General features: G+C 72.8%; 12 protein-coding genes. 4 read left to right on the top strand and 8 right to left on the bottom strand.

Annotated elements, in window-relative coordinates:
- The first annotated feature begins 224 nt into the window (after positions 1 to 224).
- Positions 225 to 656 (top strand): hypothetical protein, encoded by a 432-nt coding sequence (locus VR44_RS27010; protein ID WP_045950219.1) that lies wholly within the window; start codon positions 225 to 227, stop codon positions 654 to 656.
- An 87-nt stretch (positions 657 to 743) separates the two neighbouring features.
- Here the strand turns inward: VR44_RS27010 and hisF are convergent, their stop codons facing one another.
- From hisF to hisD, 8 genes are read right to left on the bottom strand one after another with little or no spacing between them, the layout of a single operon-like run.
- Positions 744 to 1,499, bottom strand: coding sequence for an imidazole glycerol phosphate synthase subunit HisF (hisF, locus tag VR44_RS27015; RefSeq protein WP_045950220.1), 756 nt, complete (start codon positions 1,497 to 1,499; stop codon positions 744 to 746).
- Positions 1,496 to 1,876, bottom strand: a complete 381-nt coding sequence (locus tag VR44_RS27020; protein ID WP_045950221.1) for a Rid family hydrolase — start codon at positions 1,874 to 1,876, stop codon at positions 1,496 to 1,498. The genes hisF and VR44_RS27020 overlap by 4 nt, the downstream gene beginning before the upstream one ends.
- Positions 1,873 to 2,604: a bifunctional 1-(5-phosphoribosyl)-5-((5-phosphoribosylamino)methylideneamino)imidazole-4-carboxamide isomerase/phosphoribosylanthranilate isomerase PriA gene (gene priA, locus VR44_RS27025; RefSeq protein WP_045950222.1), complete on the bottom strand. Its 732-nt coding sequence runs from the start codon at positions 2,602 to 2,604 to the stop codon at positions 1,873 to 1,875. The genes VR44_RS27020 and priA overlap by 4 nt, the downstream gene beginning before the upstream one ends.
- Positions 2,604 to 3,245: an imidazole glycerol phosphate synthase subunit HisH gene (gene hisH / locus VR44_RS27030; RefSeq protein WP_045950223.1), complete on the bottom strand. Its 642-nt coding sequence runs from the start codon at positions 3,243 to 3,245 to the stop codon at positions 2,604 to 2,606. Before hisH ends, priA begins: the two co-directional genes overlap by 1 nt.
- Entirely contained in the window at positions 3,242 to 3,409 is a 168-nt protein-coding gene (locus VR44_RS46060; protein WP_045950224.1) for a hypothetical protein, read from the bottom strand. The genes hisH and VR44_RS46060 overlap by 4 nt, the downstream gene beginning before the upstream one ends.
- Positions 3,410 to 3,411: 2 nt before the next feature.
- Positions 3,412 to 4,005: an imidazoleglycerol-phosphate dehydratase HisB gene (gene hisB / locus VR44_RS27040; RefSeq protein ID WP_045950225.1), complete on the bottom strand. Its 594-nt coding sequence runs from the start codon at positions 4,003 to 4,005 to the stop codon at positions 3,412 to 3,414.
- Positions 4,002 to 5,114 (bottom strand): histidinol-phosphate transaminase, encoded by a 1,113-nt coding sequence (locus VR44_RS27045; RefSeq protein WP_045950226.1) that lies wholly within the window; start codon positions 5,112 to 5,114, stop codon positions 4,002 to 4,004. Before VR44_RS27045 ends, hisB begins: the two co-directional genes overlap by 4 nt.
- Positions 5,111 to 6,433 (bottom strand): histidinol dehydrogenase, encoded by a 1,323-nt coding sequence (hisD, locus tag VR44_RS27050; protein WP_045950227.1) that lies wholly within the window; start codon positions 6,431 to 6,433, stop codon positions 5,111 to 5,113. The genes VR44_RS27045 and hisD overlap by 4 nt, the downstream gene beginning before the upstream one ends.
- 121 nt (positions 6,434 to 6,554) lie before the next feature.
- On the opposite strand from hisD, the gene VR44_RS27055 reads away from it, so the two are divergent.
- From VR44_RS27055 to ybaK, 3 genes are read left to right on the top strand one after another with little or no spacing between them, the layout of a single operon-like run.
- Positions 6,555 to 8,156 (top strand): hypothetical protein, encoded by a 1,602-nt coding sequence (locus VR44_RS27055; protein WP_045950228.1) that lies wholly within the window; start codon positions 6,555 to 6,557, stop codon positions 8,154 to 8,156.
- A gap of 34 nt (positions 8,157 to 8,190) precedes the next feature.
- Positions 8,191 to 8,931 (top strand): LON peptidase substrate-binding domain-containing protein, encoded by a 741-nt coding sequence (locus VR44_RS27060; RefSeq protein ID WP_045950229.1) that lies wholly within the window; start codon positions 8,191 to 8,193, stop codon positions 8,929 to 8,931.
- A gap of 8 nt (positions 8,932 to 8,939) precedes the next feature.
- Positions 8,940 to 9,440, top strand: a complete 501-nt coding sequence (gene ybaK / locus VR44_RS27065; protein ID WP_045950230.1) for a Cys-tRNA(Pro) deacylase — start codon at positions 8,940 to 8,942, stop codon at positions 9,438 to 9,440.
- Positions 9,441 to 9,519 lie beyond the last annotated feature (79 nt).

Consider the following 9,519-nt stretch of genomic DNA (forward strand, 5'->3'; position numbering starts at 1 on the left):
TCGCCGGCGGGGCTGATCGCAGCCCCGCCGGCGATCGAGGCGAGAACGGGTGAAGGGCGGGGCGGGGAGACAGCCCCGCGCAGCGGGGGGCCGGTACCGCCGGGCCGGTGAAATCGGGCATGGCGGCGTCGGGGAAAAGGTTTCCTCAGGTGGGCCCGCTCCTACGCTCCGTCACGGATGCCGACCGGTTCGGTGTCGTCACCGTGGAAGGAACGGAAGCCCCCATGCGTCTTCGCACCACCGCCGCCGCCCTCGCCGGAGCCCTCGCGCTGGTCCTCCCCGCCGGAGCCCAGGCGTTCGCCGACGACGGCAAGGCCCTCAACTACGTGTACGTGGACCAGAGCCACGCCGAGAAGAACGCCCAGATCAAGGATACGGGTGCGGACAAATGCCACGCGCTGCCGTCCGCCGCGTCGGACGTCGTCGAAGCCGTGAACGAGACCGACTCGGTGGCCCTGATCTTCGCGGAGGAGGAGTGCGGCGGCGAGCCGGTCGCCACCCTCCAGCCGGGTGAGAAGGCCGGTGACTTCCACGCCGCCTCGGTGGTCTTCCAGCAGGCCCACAGGCAGGACCAGCAGCAGGCGGACCAGCAGCAGAAGCCGGAGCAGAAGCCCGAGCAGCAGGACGACTACGACTCGTTCGACGACTTCCGCTAGACGGGACGGACCTGACGGACCGACGGGGGCACCCGGGGCGGTACCCGGGTGCCCCCGTCCGGCACGTGCACGGACGCCGGGCGGCGGTCAGCGGACGGGGTGGCCCGCTTCGCGCAGGGTGGCCTTGACCTCGGAGATCCGCAGTTCGCCGAAGTGGAACACCGACGCCGCGAGCACCGCGTCGGCGCCCGCCGCGATGGCGGGCGGGAAGTGCTCCAGCTTTCCGGCGCCGCCCGAGGCGATCACCGGGACGGTGACGTGCTTGCGGACGGCGGCGATCATCTCGGTGTCGTAGCCGTCCTTGGTGCCGTCGGCGTCCATCGAGTTCAGCAGGATCTCCCCGGCGCCCAGCTCGGCCGCCCGGTGCGCCCACTCGACGGCGTCGATGCCGGTGCCCCGGCGGCCGCCGTGCGTGGTGACCTCGAAGGATCCGGACTCGGTGCGGCGGGCGTCGACCGACAGGACGAGCACCTGGCGGCCGAAGCGTTCCGCGATCTCCTGGATCAGCTCGGGCCGGGCGATGGCCGCCGTGTTCACGCCCACCTTGTCCGCGCCGGCCCGCAGCAGCTTGTCCACGTCCTCGGCGGTGCGGACGCCGCCGCCGACCGTGAGCGGGATGAAGACCTGCTCGGCGGTGCGCCGGACCACGTCGTAGGTGGTCTCGCGGTTGCCGGAGGAGGCGGTGATGTCGAGGAAGGTCAGCTCGTCGGCGCCTTCGGCGTCGTAGAGCTTGGCCATCTCCACCGGGTCGCCGGCGTCGCGCAGGTTCTGGAAGTTGACGCCCTTGACGACGCGGCCGTTGTCCACGTCCAGGCACGGGATCACCCGTACGGCGAGGCTCATCGCGTGACCTCCTTGAAGGCCTCGACCTCCACCTCGACGACCATGGTCGGGTCGACGAAGCCATTGACGATGATCATGGAGGCGGCGGGGCGGACGGCGTCGAAGAGGGACTTGTGGGCGCGGCCCACCTCGTCGACGTCACGGGCGTGGGTGAGGTACATCCGGGTGCGGACGACGTGCTCGGGACCGAGACCGGCCTCCGCGAGGGCCTTGAAGGCCACCCCGAACGCGGTCATGGTCTGGTCGTACGGGCCGTCCACCCCGGCCGCCGTACAGCCGGAGACCAGCACGAGGCCGTTGGGGAGGGCCACGGCGCGGGAGTAGCCGATGACGTCCTCGTAGGCGCCGCCGGAGGAGATGCGACGGATCCCGCTCATGCGCGGACCACCTCCAGGGCCTCTTCCAGGGTGAAGGCCTTGGCGTACAGGGCCTTGCCGACGATGGCGCCCTCGACGCCCAGCGGGACGAGCTCGGACAGGGCCCGCAGGTCGTCGAGCGAGGAGACGCCGCCGGAGGCGACGACGGGCCGGGCGGTGGCCGCGCAGACGTTCCGCAGCAGCTCCAGGTTGGGGCCGCTGAGGGTGCCGTCCTTGCCGATGTCGGTGACGACGTAACGGGCGCAGCCCTCGGAGTCCAGGCGGGCGAGGGTCTCGTAGAGGTCGCCGCCCTCGCTGGTCCAGCCGCGGCCCTTGAGGGTGGTGCCGCGCACGTCCAGGCCGATGGCGATCCTGTCGCCGTGCTCGGCGATGGCCTTGGCGGCCCACTCGGGGGTCTCCAGGGCGGCGGTGCCGAGGTTGACGCGGGTGCAGCCGGTGGCGAGGGCCGCGGCGAGCGTGGCGTCGTCGCGGATGCCGCCGGACAGCTCGACCTTGATGTCCATGGCCCGGGTGATCTCGGCGACCAGGGCGCGGTTGTCGCCGGTGCCGAAGGCGGCGTCCAGGTCGACCAGGTGCAGCCATTCGGCGCCGGAGGCCTGCCAGGCGAGGGCCGCCTCCAGCGGGGAGCCGTAGGAGGTCTCGCTGCCGGAGACCCCGTGCACGAGGCGTACGGCCTGGCCGTCGCGGACGTCGACCGCGGGGAGGAGTTCGAGCGTGGGTGCGGTCATCACAGGGTCTCGATCCAGTTGGTGAGGAGCTGGGCGCCGGCGTCGCCGGACTTCTCGGGGTGGAACTGGGTGGCCCACAGGGCCCCGTTCTCCACCGCCGCGACGAAGCGCTCGCCGTGCGTGGCCCAGGTGACCTTGGGGCCCTTGATCCTGGGGTTGGTGACCTCCAGGGTCCAGTCGTGGGCCGCGTAGGAGTGCACGAAGTAGAAGCGGGCGTCGGCGTCCAGGCCGGCGAAGGCCTGGCTGTCCTCGGGCGCCTCGACGGTGTTCCAGCCCATGTGGGGCACGACGGGGGCCTTCAGCGGGCCGACCGTGCCCGGCCACTCGTCCAGGCCCTCGGTCTCGACGCCGTGCTCGATGCCGCGCTCGAAGAGGATCTGCATGCCGACGCAGATGCCCATGACGGGGCGGCCGCCGGAGAGGCGGCGGCCGATGATCCAGTCGCCGCGGGCGTCCTTGAGGCCCTGCATGCAGGCGGAGAAGGCGCCCACGCCGGGCACCAGGAGGCCGTCGGCGTCCATGGCCTTGTCGTAGTCGCGGGTGATCTCGACGTCCGCGCCGACGCGCGCCAGGGCGCGCTCGGCGGAGCGGACGTTGCCGAAGCCGTAGTCGAAGACCACGACGTTCTTCGTTGCGGTCATGCCCAGAGTCCTTGGATTCGCAGGATCCCCGCGGCCAGGCACATGGCGGAGCCGAGGGCGAGCAGAACGATCACCGACTTGGGCATCTTCTGCTTCTGGAAGGAGTAGACGCCCCCGGCCAGGAACAGGCCGAGGACGATCAGGACGGTGTTGAGGCCGTTCACGTCTAGAGGGCGCCCTTCGTGGAGGGCAGGATGCCGGCCGCGCGCGGGTCGAACTCGGACGCGTAGCGCAGGGCGCGGGCCAGCGCCTTGAACTGGCACTCCACGATGTGGTGGGCGTTGCGGCCGTACGGGACGTGGACGTGCAGGGCGATCTGGGCCTGCGCGACGAAGGACTCCAGGATGTGCCGGGTCATCGTCGTGTCGTACTCGCCGATCATCGGCGCCATGTTCTCGGGCTCGGTGTGCACGAGGTAGGGGCGGCCGGAGAGGTCGACGGTGACCTGGGCGAGGGACTCGTCCAGCGGCACGGTGCAGTTGCCGAAGCGGTAGATGCCGACCTTGTCGCCGAGGGCCTGCTTGAAGGCGGCGCCCAGCGCGAGGGCGGTGTCCTCGATGGTGTGGTGGCTGTCGATGTGCAGGTCGCCGTCCGTCTTGACCGTGAGGTCGAAGAGGCCGTGGCGGCCGAGCTGGTCGAGCATGTGGTCGTAGAAGCCGACACCCGTCGAGACGTCGACCTTGCCGGTGCCGTCGAGGTCTATCTCGACGAGGACCGAGGTCTCCTTCGTGGTGCGCTCGACCCGTCCGATGCGGCTCATGCCTGCTGCTCCTTCTTCAGTGCGCGAACCGCTTCCAGGAACGCGTCGTTCTCGGCCGGGGTGCCCGCGGTGACCCGCAGCCGGCCCGGTACGCCGTTGTCCCGGACCAGGACGCCCTGGTCGAGGATCTTCTGCCAGGCGGTGTGGGAGTCCTCGAACTTCCCGAACTGGATGAAGTTCGCGTCGGACTCGGTGACCTCGTAGCCGATGGCCCGCAGCTCGGTGACGAGGCGGTCCCGCTCGGCCTTGAGCTGCTCGACGTAGCCGAGCAGGGTGTCGGTGTGCTCCAGGGCGGCCAGCGCGGTCGCCTGGGTGACGGCCGACAGGTGGTACGGCAGGCGTACGAGCTGCACGGCGTCGACCACGGCGGGGTGCGCGGCGAGGTAGCCCAGGCGCAGGCCGGCCGCGCCGAAGGCCTTGGACATGGTCCGGGAGACCACCAGGTGGGGGCGGCCCTCGATCAGCGGGAGGAGGGAGTCGCGGTGGCTGAACTCCACGTACGCCTCGTCCACGACGACCAGGGACGGCTTGGCCGCCTGGGCGGCCTCGTAGAGCGCGAGGACCGTCTCCGCCTCGACCGCGGTGCCCGTGGGGTTGTTGGGCGAGGTGATGAAGACGACGTCGGGGGCGTGCTCGGCGATGGCCCGCTCGGCGGCCTCCACGTCGATGGTGAAGTCCTCCCGGCGCGGGCCGGAGATCCAGCCGGTACCGGTGCCGCGCGCGATGAGCGCGTGCATCGAGTAGGAGGGCTCGAAGCCGATCGCCGTGCGCCCCGGGCCGCCGAAGGTCTGCAGCAGCTGCTGGAGGACCTCGTTGGAGCCGTTGGCGGCCCAGACGTTCTCCAGGGAGACCGGGTGCTTGCCGGTGCGGGTGAGGTACTTGGCGAGCTCGGTGCGCAGCTCGACCGCGTCCCGGTCGGGGTAGCGGTTGAGGGTGCGGGCGGCGTCGGCGACGCGCTCGGCGATGCGCCGCACGAGCGGCTCGGGGAGCTCGTACGGGTTCTCGTTGGTGTTCAGCTGGACGGGGACGTCCAGCTGGGGGGCGCCGTAGGGGGTCTTGCCGCGGAGCTCGTCCCGGATGGGGAGGTCGTCAATGCCGATGGTGCTCACTGGTTCGGCACCTTCCATCCGAAGCGGGCCTTGAGGGCCGCGCCGTGCGCGGGCAGGTCCTCGGCCTCGGCCAGTGTCACCACGTGGTGGGTGACCTCGGCGAGGGCGTCGCGGGTGTAGTCGACGATGTGGATGCCGCGCAGGAAGGACTGCACGGACAGGCCCGAGGAGTGGCAGGCGCAGCCGCCGGTGGGCAGGACGTGGTTCGAGCCGGCGCAGTAGTCGCCGAGGGAGACCGGCGCCCAGGGGCCGACGAAGATCGCGCCGGCGTTGCGGACGCGGGCGGCCCAGGAGGCGGCGTCGGCGGTCTGGATCTCCAGGTGCTCGGCACCGTAGGCGTCCACCACCTTCAGGCCCGCCTCCAGGTCGTCGACCAGGACGATGGCGGACTGCTTGCCGGCGAGGGCGGGCTTGATCCGGTCCTCGACGTGCTTGGTCGCGGCGACCTGCGGCTCCAGCTCCTTCTCGACGGCGTCCGCGAGCTCCGCGGAGTCCGTGACGAGGACGGCGGCGGCCAGCGGGTCGTGCTCGGCCTGGCTGATCAGGTCGGCGGCGACGTGCACCGGGTCGGCCGTGGAGTCGGCGAGGACGGCGATCTCGGTCGGGCCGGCCTCGGTGTCGATGCCGATCCTGCCGGTGAAGTAGCGCTTGGCGGCGGCGACCCAGATGTTGCCGGGGCCGGTGACCATGTTCACCGGCGGGCAGTCCTCGGTGCCGTACGCGAACATCGCGACGGCGACGGCGCCGCCGGCCGCGTACACCTCGTCCACGCCGAGCAGCGCGCACGCGGCCAGGATGGTCGGGTGCGGCAGGCCGCCGAACTCCTTCTGCGGCGGGGAGGCGAGCGCGATGGACTCGACGCCGGCCTCCTGGGCGGGGACGACGTTCATCACGACGGACGACGGGTACACCGAGCGGCCGCCGGGCGCGTACAGGCCGACGCGCTCGACCGGAACCCACTTCTCGGTCACGGTGCCGCCGGGGACCACCTGGGTGGTGTGCTCGGCTCGGCGCTGGTTGCGGTGCACGATCCGGGCGCGCCGGATGGACTCCTCCAGGGCGGCGCGGACGGCCGGGTCCAGCTGCTCCAGAGCGGCCGTGAGGGCCTCCGCGGGTACCCGGACCTGCGCGAGCTCGACCCCGTCGAACTTCTGCGCGTACTCGATCAGCGCCGCCGTGCCACGATGATGGACGTCCTCGCAGATGGGCCGCACCTTCTCCAGGGCGGCTTCCACGTCGAACTCGGCACGGGGCAGCAGATCGCGCAGGGCGCCACCCTCGGGGAGGGCGTCACCGCGCAGGTCGATACGAGAGATCACCTCCCAATTCTCTCAGACCGGCTCCCGCCACCGTCCGCCCGTATCACTGGCTGATACACGCCCCGGATGTCACGGCCTCCCTCTAGCGTTCCCTTACACGTAAATGACGGCGGGGGCTGCCATGGCGGAACCGCGGGCGGACGCGTACGGGGACGGGCGTCCGGAGGACCTCACGGAGCCCGAGCGGCACATGTGGGAGACGTTCCGCGCGGGCACCGTCTGCGACCTCGGCGCGCACTCCGCCGAACGGGACGATCCGCACGCCGGCCGGCCCTGGGGACCCGAGCGGCGGGTCCGGGCGGAGGTGGTGGCCCACCTGCTGCTCGCCGGTCCCGCGCCGATACCCGGCCGGGTCGGCTGCCTGAAGCTGCGCGGCGCGCAGATCACCGGCCGGCTGGACCTCTCCGGGGGCACGGTCGCCCCGTACGTGGAGATCCGCTCCTGCCGCTTCGACGGCGAGATCCAGCTCTCCGAGACCCGCTTCGGCACCCTGCGGCTGGACAACTGCGCCATCCCCCGGCTGGACGGGGCCCGGCTGCACACCGAGGGCGACCTGCACCTCGCGCGCTGCCGGGTGGCGCGCGGGGTCCGCCTGACCGACGCGCAGATCGGCACCGACCTGCTGATCAGCAGCTCCGTGGTCCAGCGGGACGGGCGGGGGCGGGCGATCGCCGCCGACGGGCTGGTGGTCGCCCAGGACTTCCAGGCGGAGCTGCTGGAGACCAACGGCGAGGTCAGCCTGCGCGGGGCCCGGGTCGGCGCCTCGATGAGCCTGCGCGGGGCCCGGCTGCGCAACCCCTACGGCCGGCGCGCCCTGAACGCGCCCACCCTCACCGTCGAGCGCACCCTGTACCTGACCTCCGCCGCCGTGGGCCCGGCGACGGGGGACCCGTCGCACCCGTACGACTGGAGCCGGACCCCCACCCGGGGCGTCCCGACGCGGCCGTTCGAGTGCCGGGGCGGGCTGCGGCTGGACGACGGCCGCTTCGGGGACTCCGTCGACTTCTACGCGTCCCGCTTCGAGCTCCAGCCGGACCAGGAGGTCTCGCTGCGCCGGATCCAGACGCCCGAGCTGCGGTTCGTCGGGGACGCGCCGGAGCAGGGCCGGGTGGTGCTGTCCGGGGCGAAGGTGGTGCGGCTGGTGGACCGCTCGACGAGCTGGCCGGGGCCGGGCCGGCTGCTGATGGAGGGCTTCGCCTACGAGACCCTCGCGCCCCGGGGGCACTTCCCGCTGGATCGCCGGCTGGAGTGGGTCGGGGCGGCCAGCCCCGACTACTCGCCGGAACCGTACGAGCGGCTCGCCGCCGTCCTGCGGGCCCGCGGGGAGGACGCGGACGCCCGCGAGGTGCTGCTGGCCAAGGAGCGGCGCCGGCGGACCACGCTCTCGCCGGCCGGGCGGGCCTGGGGCCACCTCCAGGACTGGACGGTGCTCTACGGCTACCGGCCGGGGCGGGCCGCGCTGTGGATGGCGGTCCTGTGGGCGGCGGGCACCCTGCTGTTCCTGCGGCACCGCCCGGAGCCCCTCAAGGCCGACGAGCACCCCGCCTGGAACGCCGCCCTGTACGCCCTCGACCTCCTCCTGCCGGTGATCGACCTCGGCCAGGAGGGGCAGTGGAAGACGGAGGGCGTCTGGCAGTGGGGGTCGGCGGCGCTGGTCCTGCTGGGGTGGATCCTGGCCACGACGGTGGCCGCGGGCGCGTCCCGGCTGCTGCGGCGGGGGTGACGGCCCGGCCGCCGCGGCCACTACCCTGTGGGGCGTGACCACCGTTCGCCTGCCCCTCTTCCCCCTGAACTCGGTGCTGTTCCCCGGCCTCGTACTGCCGCTGAACGTCTTCGAGGAGCGGTATCGCGCCATGATGCGCGAGCTGCTGAAGCTCGGTGAGGACGAGCCGCGCCGGTTCGCCGTCGTCGCGATCCGCGACGGCCGGGAGGTGGCACCGACCGCGCCCGGCCTGCCCGACCCGACCTCCCTGCCCGAGAAGGGCCCGGCGGCGGGCTTCGGCGCGGACCCGATCCAGGCGTTCCACCGGGTGGGGTGCATCGCGGACGCGGCGACGATCCGGGAGCGGGAGGACGGCAGCTTCGAGGTCCTCGCCACCGGTACGACGCGGGTGCGGCTGCTGTCGGTGGACGCGTCGGGCCCCTTCCTCGTCGCCGAGCTGGAGGAGCTCGCGGAGGACGCCGGGGACGGCGCGGGCGCCCTGGCCGAGGGGGTCCTGCGGGCCTTCCGCAGCTACCAGAAGCGGCTGGCGGGGGCCCGGGAGCGGTCTCTGGCGTCGACGCCCGACCTGCCGGACGAGCCGTCGGTGGTGTCGTACCTGGTGGCGGCCGCGGCCGTGCTGGACATCCCGTCGAAGCAGCGGCTGCTGCAGGCCCCGGACACCGCGACGCGGCTGGCGGAGGAACTGAAGCTGCTCCGCACCGAGACCGCGGTGATCCGGCACCTGCCGTCCCTTCCGGCGGTGGACCTGACCCGCGCCCCGACGAGCCCGAACTGAGGCCGGCCATGGCCAAGAAGCAGAAGCAGCAGCAGACGGCGGGGACTCCCGCGATCACGTCCCTGACGGCGTCCGGGGTCGAGTTCACCACGCACTCCTACGAGCACGACCCGGCGCACCCCTCGTACGGCGAGGAGGCGGCCGAGGCCCTCGGGGTCTCCCCGGAGCAGGTGTTCAAGACCCTGGTCGCGGAGGTGGACGGGGCGCTCACGGTGGCCGTGGTCCCCGTCTCGGGCTCCCTGGACCTGAAGGCCCTCGCCGCGGCGGTGGGCGGCAAGCGGGCCGCGATGGCGGATCCGGCGCTGGCGGAGCGCACCACGGGCTACGTGCGGGGCGGGATCTCTCCGCTGGGCCAGCGGCGCCGTCTGCCGACGGTCCTGGACGCTTCCGCCTCCGGCCACGCCACCATCTGCGTCTCGGCGGGCCGCCGGGGCCTGGAGGTCGAACTGGACCCGGCCGCCCTGGCCACCCTGACGGGCGCGGTCCTCGCCCCGATCGCCCGCGCGTAGCGACTCCCGCTGCGCGGGGCGGTCCCCTACCCACCCTTCCACCGTTCCCGCCTCAATCGCCGGCGCGGCTACAAACACG

This window comes from Streptomyces katrae, assembly GCF_000966975.1.
In the GTDB taxonomy this organism is placed as follows: domain Bacteria; phylum Actinomycetota; class Actinomycetes; order Streptomycetales; family Streptomycetaceae; genus Streptomyces; species Streptomyces katrae.